This is a genomic window from Bradyrhizobium barranii subsp. apii (assembly GCF_011516635.5).
Taxonomy (GTDB): domain Bacteria; phylum Pseudomonadota; class Alphaproteobacteria; order Rhizobiales; family Xanthobacteraceae; genus Bradyrhizobium; species Bradyrhizobium barranii.
In genome coordinates, this window is sequence record NZ_CP096255.1 from 4,557,180 (window position 1) to 4,581,786 (window position 24,607).

Here is a 24,607-nt window from a genome sequence, read left to right on the forward strand (position 1 = left end):
CCCTCCGCTCGCTCTCCAGCTACGCTCCCTCCCAACCACAAACCCGGGAGGCAAGCACCATGCCCAAGCTCGACCATCTCCGCCCCAGCGGCCTGCATCACAATCCGGCCTATTCCCACGTCGTGACCGCTTCAGGTGCGCGCACCATCTACATCTCTGGCCAGGTGTCGGTGGACGAGGAAGGGCGGATCGTCGGCGAGGGCGATATTGCCGCGCAGACGACGCAGGTGATGCAGAATCTCGGCCATGCGCTGAAGGCGGCCGGTGCGACCTACGCCAACATCGTCAAGATCACGACCTTCGTCGTGAACTACAAGCCGGAGCTGCGCCCGATCATCGGCAAGGCCCGCACGGCCTTCTTCGAAGGCATGGAGCCGCCGGCCAGCACCCTCGTCGGCGTCTCCGCGCTCGCCGCGCCGGAATGGCTGATCGAGATCGAGGCGGTGGCGGTCGCGGATTGATCCGACCGTGGGATGGGTAGAGCGAAGCGAAACCCATCACCCTTGTTGCGCAGGAAGCTCGATGGGTTTCGCTTCGCTCTACCCATCTTACTTTGCTGCGGACATAGCTCGCAAAGCAGTCATCGCCTCATCGGCGCGCTCAGCAGGTACGAAAAGATGATCGTGGTGGAAGGCCGACACCGCATTCACGCTGATGCCGGCTTCGGCCAGGTGGGCCGTGACCGCAGCCAGGAAGCCCACCGCATCGAGCGCGGAGTGAACCGTCAGGGTGATCAGGCGCGAGGCGAACGCGTAGCGTAAGCCTGACGCCTCGGCTTCTTCGCGCAGGATCACCAGCGTGGTTCCTTCCTGCTCGCGAAACGTTAGCCGCGGATTGAGCGCTTTGGAAATGGGTTCGTTTGCTGGAACCGTGCAAAACACGAAGATGCCGTCCAGCAGCTCCGGCTTCTTGTTTCTCAACAGCGCGTCGAGGTCGCGTTCGCCTGTCACGATGGTCAGCCTCTCAGCGCGTTCGGATGGGTACAGCCCCTGCGAAACCGGTCAGCGCCGGAACCTGACAGGGCCTCGCCAACATACCTTTGTATATCTCTTCCAATCCTTCTCATACGCTGACCTTACGCTGGTACAATTGAGCGACGGCCGGAGATTCTTACAATTTGAGTCTACTCGGGTCACTGCGAGGAAGCTCAAAATGAACGTCATGATTGGAAAGCTCAACGGCCTGTGGCACCTCATCGTCGGGTCTTGTCAGATCCGAACGCCGTTCCTGGCGAGTCAGGATCGGCAGTTGGTCATTCAGTATGCCCGGCGTGTCTATCCGGGTGCGAGGATCTTCGAACGCGACTGAATTGAGCAGGGCTCGATCACTCCTGCTGTCCTGTTTCAGGGCCATCATACGCGATGCCGCGAATGACGGCGGAGTTGCCGAACTTCTTGCGCAGACTGTCCACCGCGCGCTCGGCATGCGCAGCACGGCGGTCGAGCATATCGGTGTCGTCGGCAGGCGAGCCCTCGCGCAGCGCGCTGACGCCGGCGCCCATCAGGCGGAAGGCGGTGCCGTCGATCTCCTTTGCCAGCATCTCGCGGCAGATCGAGAAGATCTTGGCCGCAAGCTGCGTCGGGCCTGCGATCGATTGCGAGCGGGTGCGCTGGCGGAAATCGGCGGTCTTCAGCTTCAGCGTGACGGTCGAGCCGGCAAGCTCGCTGCTCTTCAGCCGCGACGACGTCTTCTCGCAGAGCCGCCACAGGATCTTCTCCAGCGTCGCGAAATCGCGGATGTCGGTCTCGAAGGTGGTTTCGCTCGAAATCGTCTTGGCGCCCCGATCGGGCTCGACGCGGCGGTCGTCGATGCCGCGGGCGAGCCGCCACAGCCTGCGGCCGTCGCTCGGAAACTGCCGCATCATCTCGATCTCGTCGGCCTTTTGCAGGTCGGCGATGATGCGGAAGCCGCGCTGCACCAGGCGCTCCTGCGTGGCCGGGCCGACGCCGAAGATGAAGCCGACCGGCTTCTCCGCCAGCATCGAACGTGCCTCCTCCTGGTCGAGCGCGGCAAAGCCGCGCGGCTTGTCGAGGTCGGAGGCGATCTTGGCCAGGAACTTGTTGCAGGACAGGCCGACCGAGACGGAGATGCCGATGTCGCGCTCGATGTTGCGCGCGAACCGCGCCAGCACCTTGGCCGGAACCATGCCGTGCACCCGCTCGGTGCCGGAGAGATCGAGGAAGGCCTCGTCGATCGAGAGCGGTTCGACCAGCGGTGTCAGCGCCTGCATGGCCTGCCGCACCTCGCGGCCGACACGGACGTACTTCGCCATGTCGGGCGGGATCACGGTCGCGTGCGGGCAGGCCTCGAGCGCCCTATACATCGGCATGGCCGAGCGCACGCCATAGGTCCGCGCAATGTAGCAGGCGGCCGACACCACGCCGCGCTTGCCCCCGCCGATGATGACGGGCTTGTCGGCGATGTCAGGATTGTCGCGCTTCTCGACCGTCGCATAGAAGGCGTCGCAGTCGATATGGGCGATGGTCAGGCCTGCGAGCGCGCGGTGGCGGACGAGGCGAGGGGAACCGCAGGCGGAGCAGCGCCGCACGCCCATATCCAGATCGGCCAGACAATCCCGGCAGAAGCAGCGGGGTCCGGCCGTATCAGGGACGGTCACGGCACGTCGCGCTCCCAGGAGGGGTCGCCGAGCGCGTCGCCCAGCACCTGCCGCGCCGCAGCAACGTTGGTTGGATGCAGCTCCGCGGTCGAGGCAAAGGCCTTTACGGTGGCGTCATCGCGCATCACGAAATCGAGTACGCTGAGGAGGAAATTCGGGTCCGAGGCGGCATTGCGCAGGGTCTCCGGACCGACGCCTGTCTCAGCCAGGAACAGGCCAAGCCGCTCCGGATCGCCGGCCACGAAGGAGAGCGCCTGAATCGCAACGATTTCAGCGACTTCGCGAGGGTTTTGAACAGGCTTTTTCAAGGGTTCGGTTTGCCTTTCCGTTAACTTTCGGTGTCTACTTTGAAACCATCATGCCCGAGTCTCAAGACCGCCGACAAGCAACTGGAAACCACATCGCAGAAAGTCGGCCCTCGGGTTTAACGAAACTCAAGCGAATCTGAGGCTAGTTTGAATCCAGTTTTCGAAGCGCCGGCGAGCGGCGCCTGAGGCGTCACATGTATAGGGCTTCGTGCCAATCAGGAGGGCGGGATGGCTAAGACCGTCCTGATCGTGGAAGACAACGAGCTCAACATGAAGCTCTTCCGCGACCTGTTGGAGGCACACGGTTACCAGACCTCCGGCACCAGCAACGGCTACGAGGCGCTCGACCTCGTTCGCAAGATGCGGCCCGACCTTGTGCTGATGGATATCCAATTGCCGCAGGTTTCGGGTCTCGAGGTCACGCGCTGGATCAAGGACGATCCGGAGCTGCGCGCCATTCCCGTCGTCGCGGTCACGGCGTTCGCGATGAAGGGCGACGAAGAGCGCATCCGCGAGGGCGGCTGCGAGGCCTATTTGTCCAAGCCGATCTCGGTCGGCAAATTCATTGAGACGGTCCGGCGTTTTATCGGATAGGAAGTGAGTTCAAAGTGTCCGCGCGTATCCTGGTTGTCGATGACGTTCCCGCCAACGTCAAACTCCTCGAAGCTCGCCTGTCCGCCGAATATTTCGACGTGATGACCGCCTCGAACGGCACCGAAGCGCTGGCGCTGGCCAGCCGCGCCGAATGCGACATCATCCTGCTCGACGTGATGATGCCCGACATGGACGGCTTTGAAGTCTGCCGCCGTCTCAAGACCGATCCGGCGACGCACCACATCCCCGTCGTGATGGTCACCGCGCTCGACAGCCCCGCCGACCGCAATCGCGGGCTGGAAGCCGGCGCCGACGATTTCCTGACAAAACCCGTCTCCGACGTCGTGCTGATCGCGCGCGTGCGCTCGCTGACGCGGTTGAAGATGATGACCGATGAGCTGCGCATGCGCGCCATCACCTCGCTCGAGATCGGCATGCAGGCGCCCGAGCGCAGCGCCGTGGCCGACACCGGCCGGGGCGGCCGCATTCTGCTGGTCGACGACCGTCAGTCCTCCTATGAGCGGCTGGCGACGATCCTCGCCGCCGAGCACACCATCGACGTCGAGCCGAACCCGACAGAGGCGCTGTTCCACGCCGCCGAAGGCAATTACGACCTGCTGATCGTCTCGCTCGACCTCAACAATTTCGACGGCCTGCGGCTGTGCAGCCAGGCGCGCTCGCTGGAGCGCACGCGCCACGTGCCGATCCTGGCGATCGCGGACCCCGAGAACTCGACCCGGCTGCTCCGCGGCCTCGAGATCGGCGTCAACGACTACCTGCTGCGCCCGATCGACAAGACCGAGCTGCTGGCCCGCGCCCGCACGCAGATCCGCCGCCGCCGCTACACCGATCATTTGCGCGACAACGTGCAGAACTCGATCGAGATGGCGATCACGGATGCGCTCACCGGCCTGCACAATCGCCGCTACATGGAGAGCCATCTGGCGACGCTCGCTGACCAGGCCTCGACCCGCGGCAAGCCCCTGGCGCTGATGATTCTGGACATCGACTATTTCAAGTCGATCAACGACAATTACGGCCACGACGCCGGCGACGACGTGCTGCGCGAGTTCGCGGTGCGCGTGCGCAAGTCGATCCGCGGCATCGACCTGGCCTGCCGCTACGGCGGCGAGGAGTTCGTCATCGTGATGCCGGAGACCGATCTCCACGTCGCCGGCATGGTCGCCGAGCGCCTGCGCCGTTCGATCGCGGGCGAGCCGTTCGCCGTCCACAAGGGCACCAAGCGCATCGAGGTCACGATCTCGATCGGCCTCACCACGCTGGAGCAGAAGGGCGAGGCGGTCGCCGACGTCCTCAAGCGCGCCGACACCGCGCTCTACCGCGCCAAGCACGACGGCCGAAATCGCGTGGTGTCGCAGGCGGCGTGAGGCTGCCTGCAACAAAAACTGCGAAAACAACCCCATGCACAGTAGCCGGCGTTAGTCGGATCAACGGCTTATGCGGGTAGCAAATGCATCAGCAAAGCCGTTTGACACGTCGGGCAAAACAGGAGCATTTTGATAGGATCGGGCAGGGCGCGGTTGTTGCGCGAAGCCGTCTCCCCAAGCTCCGCTGTTCCACAAGCTCCGCTGTCGTTCCCGCGCAGGCGGGGAATCCAGTACGCCGCGGCCTCTCGGTTCAATCACAACCGCCTCTGGAATACTGGATCACCCGCTTTCGCGGGTGATGACACCGAGTGATGCGGCAGCAGTGCTCAGTGTGGCGTGCGCTTGGCTGCCGTTGCCGGCTTCTCCGCATCACCCACATCCACCCCGGCATTCCGCAGCAGCACCTTCGCCGCTTCCTTTGCCGCGCGGGCCATCGCGGGGTCGTCGCGCACGAGGTCCTGCGCGATCGAGCCATCGACCAGGAGCACGAGCTGGGTGGCGAGCGCATCCGCCTCCGTGACGCCGAGCTCATTGAGCCGCTCGCGAAACCAGACGCGGCGGCTTTCCTTGAAGGCGATCGCGATCTTCTTCACCGCGCGGTCCTTTGGGCCAAGCTCGGCGACCGCATTGACGAACGGGCAGCCGCGAAAATCCTTGGCCGCAAAGCGCCGCTCCAGCGAATCGAAGGTGCCGAGAATCTGCTCGGCCGGCGGCTTGTCGGAGGGGCGCGGCTTGACGAAGCGGCGCTCCAGATAGGCCGCGATCAGCGCGTCCTTGGAGGGGAAGTGGTTGTAGAGCGTGCGCTTGGAGATGCCGATCTCGGCCGCGACGGTGTCGACGCCGATGGCGCGAATGCCTTGCAGATAGAACAGCTTGTCGGCGGTCTCGAGGATCCGCTCCTTCATCGTCTGTGGTGTGGGCGGGGGAGCCATGCGGCAGCGTGCGTCCTGTTCGCTTGACAGCGTGCACCTTTCATAGCCTAAGTACACAGGTCTGTGTAACTAAAAACATCGAGAATTGCAGACGCCGGCACGCGCGTCGCGCCGACGAGGGAGAAAAATATGCCCCTTTTGCAGGTCCTGCGTCCGACATTGCCCATCCTGATCGGCGCCTCGATCATGCTGACGCTGAGCATGGGGCTGCGGCAGAGCCTCGGCATCTTCATGCAGCCGCTGACGCGCGACATCCACATTTCGATCTCGGATTTCACGCTGGCGCTGGCCGTGCAGAACCTCGCCTGGGGCTTTCTCCAGCCGCTCGCCGGCGCGATGACGGTGCGCTACGGCTTCCGCCCGATCATGATCGTGGGCTCGCTGATGTACATCGCGGGCCTCATTCTGATGGCGACCGCGAACGGGCTCGTCAGCATCATGATCGGCGCCGGCGTGCTGATCGGCACCTCGCTCGCCTGCACCGCGGCGGCGATCGCGATGTCGGTGGCCGCGCGCGCTGTGCCCGAGACCGTCCGCTCCACCGTGCTCGGCATCGTCTCCGGCGCGGGTTCGCTCGGCGCGCTGCTGTCGGCGCCGATCGGGCAGTTGCTCAACGAAGGATTTGGCTGGCGCGTCGGGCTCGCCGGTTTCGTGATCATGTCGGTGCTGATGATCCCTGCGGCCTGGTATGCCGGCCGCATCGACGCGATTCCGCTGCCGAAGCCTGCCGCCGACGACATCGGGGATGCCACCGCCGCGACGGCAGCGAAGACGGCGTTCGGCAACGCGTCCTTCGTCGTGATGACCTGCGCCTATCTCGTCTGCGGCATGCAGCTCGTGTTTCTCACCACGCATCTGCCGTCCTATCTGGCGATCTGCGGCCTCGATCCGATGCTGAGCGCGCAGACGCTCGGCATGATCGGCGGCTTCAACGTGCTGGGCTCGCTGTTCTTCGGCTGGGCCGGCCAGCGCTGGAACAAGCTGGCGCTGCTGGGCGGCATCTACATCCTGCGCTCGCTCGCGCTTGCCTGGTACTTCACGCTGCCGGCGACGTCGTTCTCGACGCTGCTGTTCGGCGCGATCATGGGCTTCCTCTGGATGGGCGTCGGCCCGCTGGTCGCCGGCGCGGTCGCCGAGATGTTCGGCCTGCGCTGGCAGGCGATGATCCAGGGCCTCGCCTTCATGAGCCACCAGATCGGCAGCTTCCTCGGCGCCTACGGAGGAGGGGTGCTCTACGACACGCTCGGCTCCTACACCATGGCCTGGCGCATCGGCGTGGCGCTGGGCCTGGCCGGCGGCATCATCCAGGTCGCGTTCGCGCTGATCCGGCCGTCGCAGCCGCCGTCGCCGGTGCTGCGGACGGCGTAGCGGGGCGGTGCTCGCGAACGTCAGAGGGAGCTTGCAGGGGACGCCGTGCTGTTTCGTCGTGATGGCAGCGTGTGACCCGAAGCTTGGCGCGCGGACGAACTTTTCTCCGGCTGTGACGTTGCAACAATTCATGATCCTGCAGGCGGATGGCGCGTCGTCGCGTGCGCCATCCGCTCCTCCACATGGGCCCTAAGCTTTCAGGTCCGTGATCCGCATAATCGCGACCACATTCCCGCCGTTGTACGCCTGTTCTTTTGTTTCCTTGTTGCAGGTCCAGACAAAATTCTTCTTGCCCGTAAAGGTCTTTCCGTCCTGCTCAAGCCGAAGCTCCCCTTCGGTGATATGGCAGATCATGGCATTCATCATCGGGGGCCCCATGGTCTTCGCCCCCGGCTGCATGATGACATCGCGCATTGAGACGGTCTTAAAACCTGGGATCAGGGATGGTGTCTCGCCTTCATATTCACGCACCACGACACCTGGCCAAGGCGTCATATCCTTGTAGCCTGTGGTTTGAGCGGCGGCTGGCCTGACCATGGCAGCCGAGGCCGCTGCCAACGCGATTCCCAGTGCGGACCTTCGATCGTCGTCCGTGAACAAGGCTCTAAGCGATTGAGCGAGAGTCTGTTTTTCGGATTTGAGACGGTTTGAGATTGCAGGGATTGGGAGGTAAAGACCGCCAAAGCCTGCAAATTCGATTGTGGATTGAACGAAGCCGCTGCCGCGGCGTAGGGGGCAAGGTGGCATAGATCGCCTCCTGGCTGAGAGGATGTGGGTGTTGGAGCCCACCCCCTCAGACAGGAGTATCGAGATGGCCGATTTGAGCCCTCTTCGCCGCCGCATGATCGAAGACATGACCGTCCGCAATCTGTCGCCGGCGACGCAAAGATCCTACATCAGCGCGGTTTCGAAGTTCAGCCGCTATTTTGGCCGATCGCCTGACCGGTTAGAGCTGGAAGACGTCCGCGCCTTCCAGGTGCATTTGGTCTCGACCGGCATCTCATGGCCGGCGCTGAACCAGATCGTCTGTGCGCTACGGTTTTTCTACGGCGTCACGCTCGGCGAGGCGCTCATCCCAGAGCGCATTCCCTATGCGCGAGAACCGCGCAAGCTGCCGGTCGTTCTCAGCGCCGACGAAGTGGTTCAGTTTCTTGAAGCGGTATCGAGCCTGAAGAGCCGCGCCGCGCTCACCACCGCCTATGCGGCCGGGCTCAGGGCCTCGGAGGTTGCGGGACTGCGGATCGAAGACATCGACAGCGCCCGCGGCGTCATCCAGGTGCGCCACGGCAAGGGCGCGAAGGATCGCAACGTGATGCTGTCGCCCCAGCTGCTGGGCATCCTGCGCACCTACTGGCGGCTCGCCCGGCCGCGGCTTTATCTGTTCCCTGGTCGTGACGAAGATCATCCGATCGATCAGACCGTGCTGCATGCCGCCTGCCGGTCGGCGGTGAAGGCTGCGGGCCTGACCAAGCGCGTCACGCTGCACACGCTGCGCCACAGCTTCGCGACACATCTTCTCGAGAACGGAACCGATATCCGGATCATCCAGGTCTTGCTCGGGCACAATAATTTGTCGTCGACAGCGCGCTACACGCAGGTCGCCACCGATACGATCCGAGCGACGCAGAGCCCGCTCGATCGCCTGTCGCTGGAGGTGACGCCACCTGGATGACCCGCAGCGGGATGCGGGTCATGACCCGCTCCGACATCCGCTCCAACAGGCCCGCCATCGAGATTGCCGATATTCTGCGCCGGCATGGCGACGCCTATCGCCGTGTACATGCCGGTCATCTGGGGCGGGTCGAGCGGCGCGTGATGAGCGCGATCGTTGCGTGCCGGACCGAGGCGCTCGGCGGCCACATGCAGGCTTGCGACGACTGCGGCACGACACGCGTTGCCTATAATTCCTGCCGCAATCGGCACTGTCCGAAGTGTCAGGGGAGAGCCCGAGCCGCGTGGCTCGCCGCGCGTCAAGCCGACCTGCTTCCGGTTCCCTATTTCCACGTCGTCTTTACACTTCCCGCACCGATCGCCGCGATCGCTTTCCAGAACAAGGCCGTCGTCTATGCCATCCTGTTCAAGGCTGCCGCCGAGGCGATGACGACGCTCGCCGCCAATCCACGCCGGCTCGGCGGTGCGATCGGCGGCGTCGCCGTCCTCCACACCTGGGGACAGACGCTGATGCATCATCCCCACGTCCATTGCGTCGTTCCGGGTGGCGGCCTCTCGCCCGATGGCGCGCGCTGGACCGCTTGCCGACCGAACTTCTTCCTGGCCGTCAAACCGTTGTCCAGACTATTTCGCACACTTTTTCTCAAACGTCTGTCGGCAGCCTTCAACTCCGGTGCCTTGCGTTTCTTCGGCGATCTCGGAGCTCTGGCCGAGCCGGCTGCCTTTGCGGCCCACCTCGACGCCATGCGACGCATCAACTGGGTTGCTTACGCCAAGCGGCCCTTCGGCGGACCCGCACAGGTCCTGGCCTATCTCGGCCGCTACACCCATCGCGTCGCGATCGCCAACAGCCGGCTCGTCGCACTCGACGACGATCATGTCGCCTTCTCATGGAAGGACTATCGCCAAAACAGCGCGACAAAGATCATGAATCTCAAGCCCGATGAGTTCATTCGCCGTTTCCTGCTTCATACGCCGCCTGACGGCTTCCACCGCATCCGCCACTTCGGCTTCATGGCCAACCGCCATCGCGCTGCCAAGCTCGCCCTTTGCCGCGAACTTCTCGATCATGAGCGAACAGCCCCAAACGATGGCCAGCCGTCGCCTGTGGATTCGGAGGCTCAAACCTGGGCCGAGGTTCCTGCCTGTCCCGATTGTGGTGGCGTCATGCGCATCATTGAGCGCTTTCGACATAGCTTCAGACGCCCCAGCCCTCGAACATCACCGTTCCGATGCGACACATCGTGAGCCAAGTCATGTCGTGCACGACGATCATCATTCGTCATTTCGCTCCCAGCGTCTCGATCATCGCGGACGATGTCGAATCCGTGCTGTCACACTGCGCGACAACAACCGTCCGATGCAGCAAAAGGCCTATCGCGATCTCAGGCGAAGCGCGTCTGATCTCAACTCTTCCAGGATGCGCACTCCTGTGTCTCTGCCTCACGCGCCGAGCCAGCAGATCGGGCATGGCGATCTCGAACAATCCCCATAGCTGCAAAACCGCGAATAGCCTCCCGCGCCTTCGTTCAATCCGGCTTCAATGAGGTCGCGTCATAAGCGCCTGCCGCGCCCTCGCGTGAGCGCGACCTCACAGAACCCTCCAGATTCCCAGAGGGGACAATTTCTGATTCAAACTCCATGCTGGAACGGGGGCCAGCATGGATGACGCGACCCTATTCGGAAGATCTTCGTGAACTCGCTCTGGCGCGGGCTGATGCTGGCGAGACGGTTCGTTCGATTGCAGAAGCGCTTCGGATCAGTCCTTCCTGTGTGACGAAGTGGAAGAATCTGCGGCGGGAGACCGGCGGCGTTTCTCCCGGCAAGATCGGCGGTCACAAGAAGCCGGTTCTGTCCGGCACCAATGCCGACTGGCTGCGCAAACGCATTCGCTCCGGCCCATTCACTTTGCGGAAGCTGACGCAGGAACTGGCTGCGCGCGGGATCAAGACCGACGTGCGGGCAGTGTGGACGTTCGTCCATGCCGAAGGGCTGAGCTTCAAAAAAAACGATCCTGCCGGCCGAACAAGATCGTCCCGATATCGCGCGTAAACGGACGCGCTGGAAGACCCATCAGGGCAGGATCGACGCTTCGCGCCTGGTCTTTATCGACGAGACCTGGATCAAAACCAACATGGCGCCGCTGCGAGGCTGGGGACCGAGTGGGCAACGCCTCCAGGCGTCTGCGCCTTTCGGCCATTGGAAGACCATGACCTTCATCGCGGCGCTGCGCCACGACCGGATCAGCGCGCCATGGGTCATCGACGGCCCCATCAATGGCGAACTCTTCACCCTCTATGTTGCATGTTTCGCGGGATCGTGAGCACGGATTTCAGGGGATCGTGAGCAGAGATTTCAGACGATCGTGAGCACGGATTTCGCGGGATCGTGAGCAGCTTTTCAGCAACTCAGCCCGCTTCGGCCGACAACTCAACCGGCTTAGGAACTGCCTCGTCAGTGAACGAGGAAGGCCGATGCCCACCCAGAGATTGTCGATGCGCCGGATCAAAGAGGTTCTCCGCTTAAAACATGTTCAAGGCTTGCCGGAGCGAGCCATCGCGCGCACCTTGGGCATCAGCAACGGCGCCGTGCACAGCTATCTACGCCGAGCCGGGGCTGCCGGGCTGAACTGGCCGTTGCCGGCCGGAATGAGCGACGAGGACCTGGAGCTGCTGCTTTTCCCGGCGCCGAGGCCTGCGTCGCAGAGCCCCCAGCGGGCCGTTCCCGACTGGGGCTATGTCGACAAGGAGCTGCGCCGACGCAACGTGACCCGTCGGCTGCTGTGGGACGAGTATCGCGCCACCCATCCCGATGGCTTCGGCTACACCTGGTTCTGCACGACGTACGAGGCCTGGAAGGGGCGAGCCCGGCCTTCGATGCGGCAGACGCATCTGGGCGGCGAGAAGGTTTTCGTGGATTTCGCCGGCGACACCATCGACGTCATCGATCCCTCAAACGGGGAAGTGCAGTCGATGAAGCTGTTCGTCGCGGCGATGGGCGCCTCCAACTATACCTATGCCGAGGCCTGTCCAAGCGAGGGGCTCGCCGACTGGATCCGGGTCCACATCAATCTTTTCGCCTTCCTCGGCGGCGTGCCGACATTCGTAGTCTGCGACAATCTCAAGGCCGCCGTCACCAATCCCGACCGCCACGATCCCGGCCTCAACCGAACCTATGCCGAGATGGCGAGCCATTACGGCACGGCCATTCTCGCAGCCCGGCCGCGGCGCCCAAAAGATAAGGCAAAGGTCGAAGTTGCGGTGCAAGTCGCCCAGCGATGGATTCTGGCGCGGCTGCGCAACCAACGCTTCTTTTCGTTGGCGGAGCTGAACGCAGCCATCAAAACACTCGTCGTCGAACTCAATGCAAGGCAGATGCGCGACTTTGGCGCCAGTCGCGCCGAACTGTTCGCCGAGCTCGACAAGCCCAAGCTTACAAAGCTGCCGGACCAGGCTTACGCTTTCGCACGCTGGAAGCGATGCCGGATCGGCCCCGACTATCATATCGAGATCGATGGACACTGGTATTCCGCGCCGTATCGGCTCATCCGTGAGCTTGTCGACGCACGCATCGATGACAGAACGGTCGAGATCTTCCACAACGGCCGCAGGATCGCCAGCCACGCCCGCGCGCCCAACCGGCGGGGCCACACCACCATCGCCGACCATATGCCCAGCGCCCATCGGCGCTACGGTCAATGGACGCCCGCCGGAGTGATCGTCGCCGGCGAGCGGATCGGTCCGTCGACCGCCGCCTTCTTCCAGGCCGTGATCGCGGCCCGGCCGCATCCCGAGCAAGGCTTTCGCACCTGCCTCGGCATTCTGTCACTGGTCAAAAGCTACAGCGCGGAGCGCGTCGAAGCGGCCTGCCGGCGCGGCATTCTGATCAAGGCGCGATCCGTCGCCTCGATCCGCTCCATCCTCCAGAACGGTCTGGATCGTACCTTTCTCGACGAGCCCTCCGAACACCAACCCCTGCGCCACGGCAACATCCGCGGCCGCGATTATTTTCACTGAAGCCAAGGAGACCTGTATGCTCAACCATCCCACCCACGAACGCCTGATCGAGCTCGGCTTGAGCGGCATGGCCAAGGCCTTCGAGGAGCAGCGACGATCGCCTGATCTCGAAGCCTTGCCGTTCGAAGATCGCATCGGCCTGCTGGTCGACCGGGAAGCGGCGGAACGCGACACCAGGCGGCTCACCACGCGCCTCAAGCTGGCCTCGCTCCGCCAGAATGCCTGCGTGGAGGACGTCGATTTGCGCACGCCGCGGGGTATCGACCGGGCCGTCTTCGCCAAGCTCGCCAGCGGCGACTGGATCGATCGCCACGAGAATTTGCTCATAACCGGGGCGACCGGATTGGGCAAAAGTTGGTTAGCCTGTGCCCTCGGCCACAAGGCCTGCCGAGATAATCGCTCGGTCCTCTATCACCGCGTCCCAAGATTGTTCGAAGCGTTGGGGCTCGCGCGGGGCGATGGACGTTATGCCCGCTTGCTCAAAACCCTTGGCCGCGCCCAGGTTCTGATTTTGGATGATTGGGGATTGTCGGTGCTCACCGCTGCCGAGCGGCGCGATCTACTGGAAATCCTTGACGATCGCCATGGCCGCTCCTCCACCATCGTAACCAGCCAACTCCCTGTGGACACATGGCACGAAGTTATCGGAGATCCCACGCTAGGCGACGCGATTCTGGATCGCCTCGTCCACAACGCTCACCGCCTCCAGCTTGCTGGCGAAAGCATGCGAAAACGCAACGCCAAAACCATCACCCTTGACGAGCAGCCAGAACGCTGACCCTATCACCGCCTCGGCCGGAGCGAGGCTGCTCACGATCGTCTGAATTCGGCGCTCATGATCGCGCGAAATCGCTGCTCACGATCACTGAAATATGCACTCTATGTCGAGCAGGTGCTGGCGCCGACCCTCGCAAAGGGCGAACTCGTCATTCTCGACAATCTCGGCAGTCACAAGGGCAACGCGGCGCGCAACGCCATCCGCGCCACAGGAGCCCATCTGCTCTTCCTGCCGCCCTATAGCCCCGACCTCAATCCGATCGAACAGGTCTTCGCCAAGCTCAAACACCTGATGCGAGCCGCACAGCCGCGTGATGTCGAAGCGACTTGGCGCAAGGTCGGCGAACTCCTCGACGTCTTCTCTAAGGAGGAGTGCGCCAACTATCTCAAAAATTCAGGGTACGTTTCCGTATAAACACATCATGCTCTAGATGTCCGCTCCTTGGGGCTGAAGCAGACTTGATATGCTCAGCCCGAGTTCTTCGGGGGGTGACCCGAAGCGGACGTGCGTCGTGGTCGCAGCGATATCCGCCTACTGTGCCGACATCGAAATTAATAGCGGGTTGACGATCGGAGCAGGCGGATTTGTCATCTCGGACGGAGATACTGCTGCGTCGTTGAGATTGCGGACCGGGCGCTGCGATGCGGAGGGCGTGCTTAGGGCCAAACTCAACTTCTTCAGCATGCGCCGGAACTCGTGATCATACGACGCGTCGACATCGCGCATCGTTGAAAACGATGTGACGAAATATTCCTTTAATCGGGTCGATCGATTCTCCATCTCCAGAGAGAATACAAGCACTGTTGGCCTTTCATATCCGGTGGTGAGTGAGCAAGCTTAAACTCTGCGGTACCGGGGCGGCGATGTGTGTGGCCCTGGAGTGGCTACTACGGGCCCAGTTTGGCGTGCCTTGACGTGTTCGGCGTGTGGGACTTCCACTGCGGGATTAGGAGTAAGATGAACAATCACCTTCGGCATGCAGCGCTTGCTGTATTCACTGTCATGCTGCCGATCTTTACAATCGGTCACGCTCGCGCCCACGATTATCAGCACCCCGAGTTGAACAGCTGGTATGAGAGCTTGCACAGTGGCAAAGGGCCTTGCTGCGATGGCAGTGATGCGAAGCGCGTTGATGACGCCGATTGGGAAACTAAGGACGGTCACTATCGCGTACGCCTTGATGGCGAGTGGGTTGATGTTCCGAACGAAGCTGTCGTGGATGGACCGAACCGCGCTGGCCGTACGATGGTCTGGCCTTACTACCTAGATGGTCATCCGAAGCCGCGCTGCTTCATGCCGGGGAGCATGGGCTGATAGCGAGCGCGGGGATGCAAGCCTGAAGTAGACCGGGCGCTCTAGCACCCGTCGTCTCCTTCCACGACGGTCGACAGGAAGCTGGAACGAGCCAGATCACATGCAATCGGTTTCGAGAACGAGGTGCCAAACCATCTACTCGTCAACGAACCATCGTTGGTGACCGAGGGGATTGGCGGCAGTTGCGGCAGATAAGATGCATACGGCATCACTTTCGCAAGCGTCGCTCTGACCAGATACTTTGCTAGAAAAGCCTCGTTCATTCCGCCGTCCAGTCCGCTATAGATCGGGGCTGCCGGCACGTTGTCATTGAGCAATCGCGCGAATTCGAGTTCGTCGGTACGTTGCTTCTCAAGCGCCCGCCGCGCAATTTTGGAATCCACGACAAACGCGGGGCATTTATCGGTGGGACTGAACACGAGAGGATACGGCGAATTTGGTGGAGCTTGCGCATCGAACACATAGCGTCGATTGCACACGTCCACCTTAGGTTCGAGATGCGTCGTCTCGAAGTGATCGTTGCCGACTTTGAGCATTTTCCAGAAGGAGAGGTTCGGGCTATTTCGATGCTGCGCCAGGTTTGCCGGCGTCAGGCGGAATGGATAAGCCTGGACCTGAAAGGACGGTCGGCCGCCGAGGGAGTCCCGCGCTAGCGAATAGATCTCGCTTATCTGTTCGTCGGTCATGGCATAGCAACCGCTCGATGAGCAGTCGCCATGGATCATGAGTAAGCTGCCGTCGCGATTGTTTGCCTTGTCGAAGCTGTTGGGAAAGCCGACGTTGATCGCGAGATGGTAATCGGAGTTGGGATTCATCAGCTCGGGAGTAATCGTATAGAACCCCTCTGGAGCCTGACGGTCACCCTCCTTCAGTTTCGGCCCGAGATCCCCCGACCACCGACAGATCGGGTACACCTTGAGGATTTTGAAGAGGCCGGTGGTGTCCTGTTTCCAGACTTCGAGCTCCGCCTCTTGCTTGAAGACGCGCACAAGGATAGGCGAGTATTTTGGCATCTTCTTTTGTCGGAGCAGCGAGAGCAACTCGGGTGGTAGCTCCTTTGTAGCCTTGGCCGGCAAGCGGTTGCTGTTTTCGCCAAGGCAGGTGGCCGGCGACAACGTCGCGAAAAAAGCTGCAGTCAGCACAAGCGCACGGAGTGCCGTGGCGCCGATCATGACCTTACCTCGGGCGTGGAATCTGCTCATTTGGGTAGCGTGTAGTCAGTGGGTTCGTAAGGCAAGCCCAGATGGACGCAGTCACCGGAGAAGTTCGAGCTTATCGTTGGCCTTGGGGATGCCAAGACGCTCGGTCTCGTCGTCCGCTTCTGGCCCATCAGCGAAGTGGCGACACCTTTCATTGAGGTCCGCCTGGTGAGGTAGAGCGGACTGACTTTGCTCACTCTGAGTTCTTCGCATTTTGATCCAACTGAGACATTGGCGGTCCACTGCGCAACGGCTTTGAAGCCGGTTTCAGCCCTATCCGAATATTCGTGTTAGCCGCTAAGGCTGGTGGAAGGGCTGCGCGCTCAACGTTTCGGGGTGCGCCCGCGGATGTGGTCAAAGCCTTGCTTGATTGCGGCGAAGCGCGCTTCGATCATCGGCTCGAATTCGAGGTCGGTGAAGATATACGGCAAGTCCTTTTCGACGCCTTCGCGGACGAGTTCACCGACATAGTTGGGTTCTATGCCCTGAGAGATGCGTTCCCGGAGCATATTGATCCACTCGGCACGTGGGCCCGAAGTCGGCAAGGCAGGGAGCGCCCCCTCGAAGCGCTTGGGGAGATTGCGTCTTGAGTCCATGATTTGAGTGCGGATGATCCCTGGACACAGCACCGATACGCCAATCCCTCGGGGCGCGAGTTCACGCCGGAGGCCCTCGGACAGCGCGACAACGCCATACTTGGAGACGTTGTATGCATTGCTCTCCCCTGAAATGAGGCCAGCGATCGAGGCTGTGGAGACGATGTGTCCACCCTCACCATGCTGCTCGATCAACGGCCCGAAAATCTCGATCCCCCAAATGGTCGCCATCAGGTTGACGCCCATGGTCCAGTTCCACGACGCCTCGGTCCAGGCGCCATAAGGCCCACGGGCGCCGACGCCCGCGTTGTTGACGAGGATATGCACCTTGCCATAGCGGGCAGTCGTGGCTTCGGCGGCCGCCACGAGTTCGGCTTTGAGTGAAACGTCCGCTTTCACGCCGTCGACATCGACGTTGGTGAGCCTCAGTTGCTCGAGCGCTGCGGACAGAGCCGCTTCTTCAATGTCGCAAAGCATGACCTTCGCCCCCGCTTGGGCGAAGGCGGTCGCGATCCCCAGTCCAATGCCTGACGCTGCACCGGTCACGAACACAGTCTTTCCAGCGAGTTCCTTCACGCGCGTTCTCCCCGTGCAAGCGGACACCCTCGCGCCAAAACGCCAAGTCTGCCCGGACGCCATATGACCGCGTTTTCGAGGGATTGAGAAGCGTGCCGGATGTCCGTTCGTGGTCCATCGTTGACATGGGCAACCAGGTGTCAACGTCGTCTTCCATGCGCATAGCGGGCGCGACAATTCAGGAGCATACATCTACGTCTGCGCTCGTGCCTTGGACGCAACGCGGCGCTTCGGGGGCGCGCTGTCACAAGCGTCGGCACCCGAGGCGTCTCCGGCAGAACGACGAGCATGAGGACCCGAGGAGAGTCACACGTTGGCCGTGACGCGTAAGGTGTCATGGGAAAGTTCGAGACGCCATCTCGACGGCGCCTCGAATCCAACCGGGTCATCTGGCCATCCGTTCGGACGTCCACTTGATCCGGTGACTTGCGGCTTTGCATTACCTGCAGATATGGCGGTTGCCGTCCCACCCGAGGTAGGTGCCCGTTGCCGGATCGTAGGATCGATAACGCTCCGCGCAGGAACGTGAAGCAGTGCCATCCGCGCGAGCCATGGCGCTGTCCGCGCCTTGCGCAGGAGCTGCGCCATCCGGCAACTCGAGGCCCAGCCGACCGGCCGGCGTCAGCGTGCCGTTCAGGTTGCGATTGGGGTTCTCGGCCTCGTACGTATCGGGATGGCTGCTCGCAAAGCCGGATTGCGCGTAGGCGGCGCTTGCGGTCAGGCCCGACAACAAAGCCACGGCAGCGAGAATTTTAAGTCCAGTCATGGTCCATCTCCATCATTGCCCGGTGCAATCGTGCTGCCGGTGCGAGAGGAGTTGGATCGACATCTGCGCTGAACAAGCTCGCTTGATCCCATGCGCGCGACCTGACGCGATCTCGTCGTTCAAATGCAGAAAGAATCGTTTGCTTGTGGAACGCAAAAGAATGGGCCACCGCCGCCAGCAGCGCGCCTGTCTTTGCTCTCGTGCCCCGGGCGCAGCGCAGCGTCACCTCGACGGTGCGCTTGCGCGCGACCGGCGGGCGACGCTGGGCTAGCTGCGGCCAGCGCTGGCCGATCGGGTCCAAGTTCAACTGAAACAGAAAGCCAGCGGGCGGTATGAACTAGCGACGTCCTGATCGCTTGAGTTCGGCGACTTTAAACCTGTTGCCGGCCTGCAGGCTGCTGCAAAACCAGTGGGCCTTGTTTCGGTTTTCGCCCAGGAACACCTTGGTTTCAACGCAACCCTCGTAGGATGTATGGGTGATGGTGTCTCGGCACGTTGGCGAGAAAGGTCCATAGTTCGTACCGCCGCCCGACTCGCTGCATCCGACCCAGGGATCTTTGCCGCTTGGGAAGCTTGATGCACAGCCACCGTTGCAGCTGCTGGCGACTTTCTCCAGGCTGGCAATCCTCCCCATCACCGAGCCCGGCGCATACGAAGGCGTGCTCGCGGTTGACGTTCGAGCGGTTGACGCAGTCCGACGCGGCGCCGTTGTGTTTGCTCCCCGCTCCGACACGTGAGGCTTTGCCACCTGTTTCGGCGCGTCGACCGTGACAGGGGGAATCGTGGCGGCGGACCCAGTCGGGATTTGCGACGCTGCCGGGGCGCACAGCAAGGCAGTTGATAAGACAGCGACGGCTGAGGGCACGACAAAGCTTGACGAGAACTTCATGAGCATGTCCTTCCCAAATTCGGGACGGAGATGCCGCCCCGGTAAATGCACGGTAACATACATTTCGGATTGGGCAACCGAGGGTTGAGGTGGCATCTGCCTATAAACTCGCCATCCACAAAGCGTGGCCCTCGGCGGAACGGCTCTGGCTTGCTCCGTCGCAAGAGCTCCCCGCAACGACGGCGTGGAGAAGGAGCAGCGCGTCAACTTCGGTCTCGTGCCCCGACAGGAGAGGGCACAAATAAAAACGGGGCCGTGAGGCCCCGTCAAAAGTCCGTAGCTTATTCCGTGATCTTACTTGATCTTCTTACTTGATCTTGGCTTCGCGGAATTCGACGTGCTTGCGCGCGACCGGATCGTACTTCTTCTTGACCAGCTTGTCGGTCATGGTGCGCGAATTCTTCTTGGCGACGTAGTAGAAGCCGGTGTCAGCCGAGGACACGAGCTTGACCTTGATGGTGACCGCTTTGGCCATGTTCAGAACCTCAGGAATGAAGGGAATCTGGAGCCGGCCAAACGGCCCGCGTTGGCCGGCAACCTAGCCAGAAACCGCCTGATGTCAAGGTTTCGAAGCGTTTTCGAGCGAAGTGGGCACCGGTTCGCGTCAAGAAAACGCGTCAAAAACAACAACCTAGAGCCCCGAACGGGGCTCTAGGGCGGAAAACCACCCAAAACGGTCCCATTACGCCTCGAAGAACCGGTTTTTCGGCCGCGGCAGGCCCAGATTCTCCCTCAAAGTGGCCCCTTCATACTCCTTGCGGAAAATCCCGCGCCGCTGCAGCTCCGGCACCACCTTGTCGACGAAATCGTCGAGGCCGGCGGGCAGGAACGGGAACATGATGTTGAAGCCGTCGGAGCCGCGCCCGACCAGCCATTCCTCCATCTGGTTGGCGATGGTCTTGGCGGTGCCGACGAAGGACAGCCCGCCATAGCCGCCGACGCGCTGGGCGAGCTGGCGCACGGTGAGCTTGTCGCGCCTGGCGAGGTCGACCATGCGCTGGCGGCCGCTCTTGCTGGCGTTGGTCTCCGGAATTTCCGGCAGTTGCCCGTCCGGATCGAAGCCCGAGGCGTCCGTGCCGAGGATGACCGAGAGCGAGGCGATGGCGCTGTCGTAATGCACGCGGCTGTCGAGTAGCGCGCGCTTCTCCTTGGCCTCATCGACGCTGTCGCCGACCACGACGAAGGCGCCGGGAAGAATCTTCAGATGTTCGGGATCGCGGCCGATCTTCTCCATGCGGCCCTTGATGTCGGCATAGAGTTTCTGGCCGTCGGCGAGGGGGCCGCCGCCGGTGAACACGGCTTCCGCCGTCTCCGCCGCAAGCTGCCTGCCGTCCTCCGATGCGCCGGCCTGCACGATCACCGGCCAGCCCTGCACCGGCCGCGCGATGTTGAGGGGGCCGCGCACCTTCAGATATTTGCCGTTGTGGTCGAGCACGTGCATCTTCGCGGGATCGACGAACACGCCGCTTTCGACGTCGCGCACGAAGGCGTCGTCGGCGAAGGAATCCCAGAGGCCCGTGACCACGTCGTAGAACTCGCGGGCGCGCTTGTAGCGCTCGGCATGCTCCATGTGGTCGTCGAGGCCGAAATTGAGCGCCGCGTCCGGATTTGAGGTGGTGACGATGTTCCAGCCCGCGCGCCCGCCGCTGAGATGGTCGAGCGAGGCGAAGCGCCGTGCCACGTGGTAGGGCTCGTCAAACGTCGTCGAGCCCGTCGCGATCAGGCCGATGCGCTCGGTGACGGCGGACAGCGCCGACAGCAGCGTGAACGGCTCGAACGAGGTCACGGTGTGGCTGCGCTTGAGCGCGTTGACCGGCATGTTCAGCACGGCGAGGTGATCGGCCATGAAGAAGGCGTCGAACCTGCCGGCCTCGAGCTTCTGGATCAGCGTCTTGATATGGCTGAAGTTGAAATTGGCGTCCGGCCAGGCCCCCGGATAGCGCCAGGCGCCGGTGTGGATGCTGATCGGCCGCATGAACGCGCCAAGCTTGAGTTGCCGTTGTGCCATCGCCCCGTATCCGTTCTGGGTGTCGTTGGGGAAGACATAGGGACGCCTGGGAACTCCGCCATCGGGGGAGGCGGGAAGATTATTTTGTTTTTTGATCGACTCTCAGCATGTTCGCGTCATTCCGGGGCGCCGCGCGGAGCGGTGAGCTCAGATGCGCAATTGCGCATCTGAGAAGACGATCAAGCCGCAGACACTGATGCGAGGAAGCTACTGCCCCCGCGCCCTTTGATCGAAGGCGCTCAGCACGGCGAGCGTCATCGCGGTGACGCCGGTCCGGATGGTCGGTTTCGGCACCGGGGCGAATTGCGGCGAGTGGTTGCCGGGAAGCGGCGGGCCGCTGCCGTTACGCGCGGCGGCGACGCGGTCGGGCTCATAGACGCCGATGTTGAAGAACATCGAAGGCACGCCGGCGTTGACATATTCTGAATAGTCCTCGCTGGTCGTGTTTGCCGGGCTGACGTTGAACTTGTCGCCGAAGGCCACTTTCAGCACCCGCTCGGCCTGGCCGACGACAGCGGCATCGTTCATCACCGCCTTGGTCCCCTCGTCGAGATGGATTTCGGGCGCCGGCGCATCCGCCATCGCCGCCACCGCCTTCGCCGTCCGCTCGATCCCAGCCAGCATCCTGGCGCGCACCTGCGGCTTGAAGCTGCGGATCGTGCCGATCACCCTGGCCTCGTCGGGAATGATGTTGCCGGCGGTGCCGGCGTGGATCGCGCCGATAGTGACGAGGCCGAATTCGGTCGGGTCCTTTTGCGGCTGATCACGCTCTGCACATCGACGACGAAGCGGGATGCCATCATCACGGGATCGATGGTCGCCTGCGGTATCGCGCCATGGCCCCCGCGGCCAACGAATCTGATGAAGAGACCGTCAACGTTCGACGATCCGACCCCGACCCTATAGGTCACGGAGCCGTAGGCTCCACTGCCGTCGTGCAGGGCAAAACCCGCGTCGGGCTTCGGAAAGCGGGTGAACAGGCCATCGTCGATCATCGCCTTTGCGCCCGTGACCTCTTCCTCGGCGGGCTGCGCGATGAACATCAACGTACCGTGCCACTGGTCCTTTATGCCGACCAGGGTCTTCGCTGTGCCGACCCAGCTCGCCATGTGGATGTCATGGCCGCAGCTATGGGCGACGAATGTCTCGCGGCCCTGCCAGATCTGCTTGTCGCGGCTGGCATAGGGCAGGCCGGTCTTCTCCTCCATCGGCAGTGCGTCGAGCTCGGTGCGAACCATGATGGTGGGACCGTCGCCGTTCCTGTAGATGGCAACAAGGCCGGTCTTTCCGACGTGCTCGGTGACCTCAAAGCCAATCGCACGCATCTCGGCGGCGAGTTTCGCCGCGGTCTTCACTTCCTGGTAGGCAACCTCGGGATGGGCGTGGATGTCCTTGTAGAGCGCGTCGAGCTTCGGGTATTCGCTCTCGAAGGAGGCCTCGATCGTTTGCTTCAATCTGGCGACGTCGAGCTCCGCATGGGCGGGCGGCGAGAGCAGGCCGCACAACGCCACGGAAGCGAGCAGAGGCCTTACGAACCGCGTCATCCGATTCTCCAGTCGTTTAAGCGCCCATTCCCTCACCTAGCACATCTCGTCGCATCTTGCCGCGATAGAAATGGAAGAACGGCACCGGCGCATCGGGGCGTCTCTTCGAACCAATCCGCCTCTCGCTTCGACCAAGCCATGACCTCGTGAGGAGACCCGACATGGCAGGCGCAATGACCGTGGACGGCGGCACCGTTCGCATCGACCGGTCCATGCCCTGGGTCGGCCGGCTGCTGTCGCTGCCGCTGCTGGCCGCGAGCGGTTATCTCTTGTGGAATGTCGGCCTCGGCCTGCGCCAGGATTTTTCCGGCTTCGGCCGGCTCGCCGATGATCTCGTGCCGGTGCTGGTGTTCACGGGGTTGGGACTGCTCGTCGGCATCCCCGGAATGATCCTGCTGACGTACCGCACTTTCGTCGTGCTCAACGAGACGCTGCGCCAGATCGTCATCACCAGGCAGTTCGGCCCGCTCAATATCCGCAGCCAGCGCGATCTCGCCGACTATCACTTCGTCAGCATCACCGACGACTATGATGCGGATCTGACGACCTACGACGTCAATCTCTGCGGCAATAGAGGCACCGAGCCGATCACGCTTCAGAGCTTCACCAGGCGCGAGGAGGCGGACAAGCTCGCAAGCGAGATCGGCCGCGTCCTCAAGCTGCCGGCGCGCGACTATGTCGGCACCGAGCCTGATGCGGACTGATTGAGGTCCAGCCACGACCTGTTGCTACCCGTTGCGGAAATTGCCATCCTCGCGGCCGAACACCGCAATGGAAGGCCATGACCTCAACGAATAATTCCATTCCCGCGCTTCTACCGCGCGGCAAGGGCCACCAATTCCTGTTGTATGGCGACTCCTGTTCGGGCGTGCCGGGTGGATTGCACGAAAAGACCTTCGCCTCCGTCAATGCGGTCGTTCAACGCCTGAGGCCGCAGCCTGAATTCGTGCTCTTCCCGGGCGATGAAATCATCGGACTGACGCCGGATCCGGACGCGCTCCGCGCGCAGTGGCGCTATTGGCTGGATACGGAAATGGCATGGCTCGACCGTGCGGCCATTCCGATGTGGCACACAACCGGCAATCACACGACCTATGATTTGACGAGCGAGGCGGTGTTTCGTGCGGTGCTCGCGCTGCCGAAAAATGGGCCGCCGGGACAGGCGGGCCTCTCCTACTTCGTGCGGCGCGGCGACCTCCTGATGGTGTTCGTGAACACACTCTGGAGCGGCCTGGGAGGTGAGGGCCATGTCGAGCTCGGCTGGCTGGAAGCTACGCTCAGAGAACATGGCGACGCCCGACACAAGCTCGTCCTTGGCCATCACCCGGTGTTTCCCGTCAACGGCTTTACCGGGACGTATCAGCGCGAGATCGGCCACGAATATGCTCGCCCGTTCTGGGACATCCTGGTGAACGAAAACGTGCTTGCCTATCTGTGCAGCCACATCCTCGCCTTCGACGTGCAGGCGCATCGCGGTGTCATGCAGATCTGCACTGCGGGCGCGGGAACGGCTCACAGGATGCCGGAAGGCGTCGAGTATCTGCATTGCGTTCAAGCCGCGCTTGACGAGGAAGGCCTGCGTTATCAGGTGCTCATGTTCACGGTGCGGTCAGGGAGAAGATGGAATGGCCGCTCCGCGATCCTGATCCCGCTCAGTGGAGGGAGCTGCCGCTCGGGGAAACCGAAGCGCCGTTCAGCGGATGCGTGGAGAGCGGGCGGCGGATCGAGCTGAGGCTTGTGGGGCAAAGCGCTGCGACCGATATCGCATCAGCCCAGACGATTTTCACGGCCTTCGCGCCTGGTTCGATTGCGCCGTTCTGGCTTGGTCTCAGGGGACCGAAGCAAACCCTGACAGCCATCGTGGGGCGTGAGCCGGGACGAAGCCCAACCTATTGGTTCGGACCTGATCTTCCGGCGGGCGAGGGTTTCGATATTCACGTTACGCTCTATCCGGACATGGGCCCCGGCGGTCTCTTGTACCGCGATCACGGCTCCCCGCGTTGGTCGTCCTTCACCTCCGCGACGGCGCGAGGGTTGGAGCAG

At 62.5% G+C, this 24,607-nt stretch carries 27 protein-coding genes and 1 pseudogene; 15 read left to right on the forward strand and 13 right to left on the reverse strand.

The window, feature by feature from the left end:
• The first annotated feature begins 59 nt into the window (after window positions 1–59).
• On the forward strand, window positions 60–461 hold the full coding sequence (locus HAP41_RS21620) for a RidA family protein (RefSeq protein ID WP_166097115.1): 402 nt from the start codon (window positions 60–62) through the stop codon (window positions 459–461).
• 87 nt (window positions 462–548) lie between these two features.
• On the opposite strand, the gene HAP41_RS21625 is transcribed toward HAP41_RS21620, so the two are convergent.
• Complete coding sequence (locus tag HAP41_RS21625) at window positions 549–950, reverse strand: ACT domain-containing protein (protein ID WP_166097114.1); 402 nt, start codon at window positions 948–950, stop codon at window positions 549–551.
• 202 nt (window positions 951–1,152) lie between these two features.
• Here HAP41_RS21625 and HAP41_RS21630 point away from each other — a divergent pair, with 202 nt between their 5' ends.
• On the forward strand, window positions 1,153–1,308 hold the full coding sequence (locus tag HAP41_RS21630) for a hypothetical protein (protein ID WP_166097113.1): 156 nt from the start codon (window positions 1,153–1,155) through the stop codon (window positions 1,306–1,308).
• A gap of 16 nt (window positions 1,309–1,324) precedes the next feature.
• Here the strand turns inward: HAP41_RS21630 and HAP41_RS21635 are convergent, their stop codons facing one another.
• Both HAP41_RS21635 and HAP41_RS21640 read right to left on the reverse strand, forming a co-directional pair.
• On the reverse strand, window positions 1,325–2,617 hold the full coding sequence (locus HAP41_RS21635; protein ID WP_071913065.1) for a DNA polymerase IV: 1,293 nt from the start codon (window positions 2,615–2,617) through the stop codon (window positions 1,325–1,327).
• Window positions 2,614–2,925 carry a DUF3572 domain-containing protein gene (locus HAP41_RS21640; protein WP_166097112.1) on the reverse strand — a complete coding sequence of 104 codons (312 nt, stop codon included), beginning with the start codon at window positions 2,923–2,925 and terminating at the stop codon, window positions 2,614–2,616. The genes HAP41_RS21635 and HAP41_RS21640 overlap by 4 nt, the downstream gene beginning before the upstream one ends.
• A 228-nt stretch (window positions 2,926–3,153) precedes the next feature.
• Between HAP41_RS21640 and HAP41_RS21645 the strand changes: the two genes are divergently transcribed.
• Complete coding sequence (locus HAP41_RS21645; protein ID WP_008566616.1) at window positions 3,154–3,519, forward strand: response regulator; 366 nt, start codon at window positions 3,154–3,156, stop codon at window positions 3,517–3,519.
• A gap of 14 nt (window positions 3,520–3,533) precedes the next feature.
• Window positions 3,534–4,907, forward strand: coding sequence for a PleD family two-component system response regulator (locus HAP41_RS21650; protein ID WP_028150565.1), 1,374 nt, complete (start codon window positions 3,534–3,536; stop codon window positions 4,905–4,907).
• Between the two features lie 326 nt (window positions 4,908–5,233).
• Here the strand turns inward: HAP41_RS21650 and HAP41_RS21655 are convergent, their stop codons facing one another.
• The gene (locus tag HAP41_RS21655) at window positions 5,234–5,839 is read right to left on the reverse strand and encodes a TetR/AcrR family transcriptional regulator (RefSeq protein ID WP_166097111.1); all 606 of its coding nucleotides are present in this window, start codon (window positions 5,837–5,839) and stop codon (window positions 5,234–5,236) included.
• Window positions 5,840–5,968: 129 nt separating this feature from the next.
• On the opposite strand from HAP41_RS21655, the gene HAP41_RS21660 reads away from it, so the two are divergent.
• Window positions 5,969–7,207, forward strand: a complete 1,239-nt coding sequence (locus HAP41_RS21660) for an MFS transporter (protein WP_166097110.1) — start codon at window positions 5,969–5,971, stop codon at window positions 7,205–7,207.
• Between the two features lie 189 nt (window positions 7,208–7,396).
• Here the strand turns inward: HAP41_RS21660 and HAP41_RS21665 are convergent, their stop codons facing one another.
• Window positions 7,397–7,744 (reverse strand): hypothetical protein, encoded by a 348-nt coding sequence (locus HAP41_RS21665; protein ID WP_166105865.1) that lies wholly within the window; start codon window positions 7,742–7,744, stop codon window positions 7,397–7,399.
• 274 nt (window positions 7,745–8,018) lie between these two features.
• On the opposite strand from HAP41_RS21665, the gene HAP41_RS21670 reads away from it, so the two are divergent.
• From HAP41_RS21670 to HAP41_RS21705, 8 genes and pseudogenes are all read left to right on the forward strand, one after another.
• The gene (locus HAP41_RS21670) at window positions 8,019–8,879 is read left to right on the forward strand and encodes a tyrosine-type recombinase/integrase (RefSeq protein WP_029085027.1); all 861 of its coding nucleotides are present in this window, start codon (window positions 8,019–8,021) and stop codon (window positions 8,877–8,879) included.
• 20 nt (window positions 8,880–8,899) lie between these two features.
• On the forward strand, window positions 8,900–10,126 hold the full coding sequence (locus HAP41_RS21675; RefSeq protein WP_166061603.1) for an IS91 family transposase: 1,227 nt from the start codon (window positions 8,900–8,902) through the stop codon (window positions 10,124–10,126).
• 393 nt (window positions 10,127–10,519) lie between these two features.
• On the forward strand, window positions 10,520–10,930 hold the full coding sequence (locus HAP41_RS21680) for a helix-turn-helix domain-containing protein (RefSeq protein WP_166097109.1): 411 nt from the start codon (window positions 10,520–10,522) through the stop codon (window positions 10,928–10,930).
• A gap of 82 nt (window positions 10,931–11,012) precedes the next feature.
• A complete protein-coding gene (locus HAP41_RS21685) occupies window positions 11,013–11,201 on the forward strand; it encodes a transposase (RefSeq protein WP_166097108.1) in 189 nt (62 codons plus the stop codon).
• A gap of 151 nt (window positions 11,202–11,352) precedes the next feature.
• Complete coding sequence (gene istA, locus HAP41_RS21690; protein WP_166065845.1) at window positions 11,353–12,894, forward strand: IS21 family transposase; 1,542 nt, start codon at window positions 11,353–11,355, stop codon at window positions 12,892–12,894.
• A 16-nt stretch (window positions 12,895–12,910) separates the two neighbouring features.
• The gene (gene istB / locus HAP41_RS21695; RefSeq protein WP_166063422.1) at window positions 12,911–13,672 is read left to right on the forward strand and encodes an IS21-like element helper ATPase IstB; all 762 of its coding nucleotides are present in this window, start codon (window positions 12,911–12,913) and stop codon (window positions 13,670–13,672) included.
• A 102-nt stretch (window positions 13,673–13,774) separates the two neighbouring features.
• Window positions 13,775–14,086 (forward strand): annotated as a pseudogene (locus tag HAP41_RS21700) (transposase); the annotation flags it as partial.
• A gap of 543 nt (window positions 14,087–14,629) precedes the next feature.
• Window positions 14,630–14,986 (forward strand): hypothetical protein, encoded by a 357-nt coding sequence (locus tag HAP41_RS21705; protein WP_223154002.1) that lies wholly within the window; start codon window positions 14,630–14,632, stop codon window positions 14,984–14,986.
• 41 nt (window positions 14,987–15,027) lie between these two features.
• Here HAP41_RS21705 and HAP41_RS21710 read toward each other — a convergent pair whose 3' ends face one another.
• The 8 genes from HAP41_RS21710 to HAP41_RS21745 form a co-directional block, all read right to left on the reverse strand.
• Window positions 15,028–16,158, reverse strand: a complete 1,131-nt coding sequence (locus HAP41_RS21710; RefSeq protein ID WP_166097107.1) for a L,D-transpeptidase family protein — start codon at window positions 16,156–16,158, stop codon at window positions 15,028–15,030.
• Window positions 16,159–16,508: 350 nt separating this feature from the next.
• Window positions 16,509–17,357 (reverse strand): SDR family NAD(P)-dependent oxidoreductase, encoded by an 849-nt coding sequence (locus HAP41_RS21715; protein WP_166097106.1) that lies wholly within the window; start codon window positions 17,355–17,357, stop codon window positions 16,509–16,511.
• Between the two features lie 439 nt (window positions 17,358–17,796).
• On the reverse strand, window positions 17,797–18,123 hold the full coding sequence (locus HAP41_RS21720; RefSeq protein ID WP_014494689.1) for a BA14K family protein: 327 nt from the start codon (window positions 18,121–18,123) through the stop codon (window positions 17,797–17,799).
• Entirely contained in the window at window positions 18,110–18,424 is a 315-nt protein-coding gene (locus HAP41_RS21725; protein ID WP_166097105.1) for a hypothetical protein, read from the reverse strand. Before HAP41_RS21725 ends, HAP41_RS21720 begins: the two co-directional genes overlap by 14 nt.
• A gap of 895 nt (window positions 18,425–19,319) precedes the next feature.
• The gene (gene rpmG, locus HAP41_RS21730; protein ID WP_007603295.1) at window positions 19,320–19,487 is read right to left on the reverse strand and encodes a 50S ribosomal protein L33; all 168 of its coding nucleotides are present in this window, start codon (window positions 19,485–19,487) and stop codon (window positions 19,320–19,322) included.
• 207 nt (window positions 19,488–19,694) lie between these two features.
• Window positions 19,695–21,020: an LLM class flavin-dependent oxidoreductase gene (locus tag HAP41_RS21735; RefSeq protein ID WP_166097104.1), complete on the reverse strand. Its 1,326-nt coding sequence runs from the start codon at window positions 21,018–21,020 to the stop codon at window positions 19,695–19,697.
• Window positions 21,021–21,227: 207 nt separating this feature from the next.
• Complete coding sequence (locus HAP41_RS21740; RefSeq protein WP_224580778.1) at window positions 21,228–21,689, reverse strand: zinc-binding metallopeptidase family protein; 462 nt, start codon at window positions 21,687–21,689, stop codon at window positions 21,228–21,230.
• Window positions 21,686–22,564, reverse strand: coding sequence for an amidohydrolase (locus HAP41_RS21745; RefSeq protein ID WP_224580777.1), 879 nt, complete (start codon window positions 22,562–22,564; stop codon window positions 21,686–21,688). Before HAP41_RS21745 ends, HAP41_RS21740 begins: the two co-directional genes overlap by 4 nt.
• A gap of 161 nt (window positions 22,565–22,725) precedes the next feature.
• On the opposite strand from HAP41_RS21745, the gene HAP41_RS21750 reads away from it, so the two are divergent.
• Together HAP41_RS21750 and HAP41_RS21755 are read left to right on the forward strand one after the other, a co-directional pair.
• Window positions 22,726–23,268: a hypothetical protein gene (locus HAP41_RS21750; protein ID WP_166097103.1), complete on the forward strand. Its 543-nt coding sequence runs from the start codon at window positions 22,726–22,728 to the stop codon at window positions 23,266–23,268.
• Window positions 23,269–23,345: 77 nt separating this feature from the next.
• Complete coding sequence (locus HAP41_RS21755; protein ID WP_224580776.1) at window positions 23,346–24,296, forward strand: metallophosphoesterase family protein; 951 nt, start codon at window positions 23,346–23,348, stop codon at window positions 24,294–24,296.
• Window positions 24,297–24,607 lie beyond the last annotated feature (311 nt).

What these genes read in the sequence shown, in the direction of transcription:
- HAP41_RS21620 (WP_166097115.1), top strand. Translation starts at nt 60, where the DNA reads ATGCCCAAGCTCGACCATCTCCGCCCCAGCGGCCTGCATCACAATCCG.
- HAP41_RS21630 (WP_166097113.1), top strand. Translation starts at nt 1,153, where the DNA reads ATGAACGTCATGATTGGAAAGCTCAACGGCCTGTGGCACCTCATCGTC.
- HAP41_RS21645 (WP_008566616.1), top strand. Translation starts at nt 3,154, where the DNA reads ATGGCTAAGACCGTCCTGATCGTGGAAGACAACGAGCTCAACATGAAG.
- HAP41_RS21655 (WP_166097111.1), bottom strand. Translation starts at nt 5,839, where the DNA reads ATGGCTCCCCCGCCCACACCACAGACGATGAAGGAGCGGATCCTCGAG.
- HAP41_RS21660 (WP_166097110.1), top strand. Translation starts at nt 5,969, where the DNA reads ATGCCCCTTTTGCAGGTCCTGCGTCCGACATTGCCCATCCTGATCGGC.
- HAP41_RS21665 (WP_166105865.1), bottom strand. Translation starts at nt 7,744, where the DNA reads ATGGTCAGGCCAGCCGCCGCTCAAACCACAGGCTACAAGGATATGACG.
- HAP41_RS21670 (WP_029085027.1), top strand. Translation starts at nt 8,019, where the DNA reads ATGGCCGATTTGAGCCCTCTTCGCCGCCGCATGATCGAAGACATGACC.
- HAP41_RS21675 (WP_166061603.1), top strand. Translation starts at nt 8,900, where the DNA reads ATGACCCGCTCCGACATCCGCTCCAACAGGCCCGCCATCGAGATTGCC.
- HAP41_RS21680 (WP_166097109.1), top strand. Translation starts at nt 10,520, where the DNA reads ATGCTGGAACGGGGGCCAGCATGGATGACGCGACCCTATTCGGAAGAT.
- HAP41_RS21685 (WP_166097108.1), top strand. Translation starts at nt 11,013, where the DNA reads ATGGCGCCGCTGCGAGGCTGGGGACCGAGTGGGCAACGCCTCCAGGCG.
- istA (WP_166065845.1), top strand. Translation starts at nt 11,353, where the DNA reads ATGCCCACCCAGAGATTGTCGATGCGCCGGATCAAAGAGGTTCTCCGC.
- istB (WP_166063422.1), top strand. Translation starts at nt 12,911, where the DNA reads ATGCTCAACCATCCCACCCACGAACGCCTGATCGAGCTCGGCTTGAGC.
- HAP41_RS21705 (WP_223154002.1), top strand. Translation starts at nt 14,630, where the DNA reads ATGAACAATCACCTTCGGCATGCAGCGCTTGCTGTATTCACTGTCATG.
- HAP41_RS21710 (WP_166097107.1), bottom strand. Translation starts at nt 16,158, where the DNA reads ATGATCGGCGCCACGGCACTCCGTGCGCTTGTGCTGACTGCAGCTTTT.
- HAP41_RS21720 (WP_014494689.1), bottom strand. Translation starts at nt 18,123, where the DNA reads ATGACTGGACTTAAAATTCTCGCTGCCGTGGCTTTGTTGTCGGGCCTG.
- rpmG (WP_007603295.1), bottom strand. Translation starts at nt 19,487, where the DNA reads ATGGCCAAAGCGGTCACCATCAAGGTCAAGCTCGTGTCCTCGGCTGAC.
- HAP41_RS21735 (WP_166097104.1), bottom strand. Translation starts at nt 21,020, where the DNA reads ATGGCACAACGGCAACTCAAGCTTGGCGCGTTCATGCGGCCGATCAGC.
- HAP41_RS21745 (WP_224580777.1), bottom strand. Translation starts at nt 22,564, where the DNA reads ATGACGCGGTTCGTAAGGCCTCTGCTCGCTTCCGTGGCGTTGTGCGGC.
- HAP41_RS21750 (WP_166097103.1), top strand. Translation starts at nt 22,726, where the DNA reads ATGGCAGGCGCAATGACCGTGGACGGCGGCACCGTTCGCATCGACCGG.
- HAP41_RS21755 (WP_224580776.1), top strand. Translation starts at nt 23,346, where the DNA reads ATGACCTCAACGAATAATTCCATTCCCGCGCTTCTACCGCGCGGCAAG.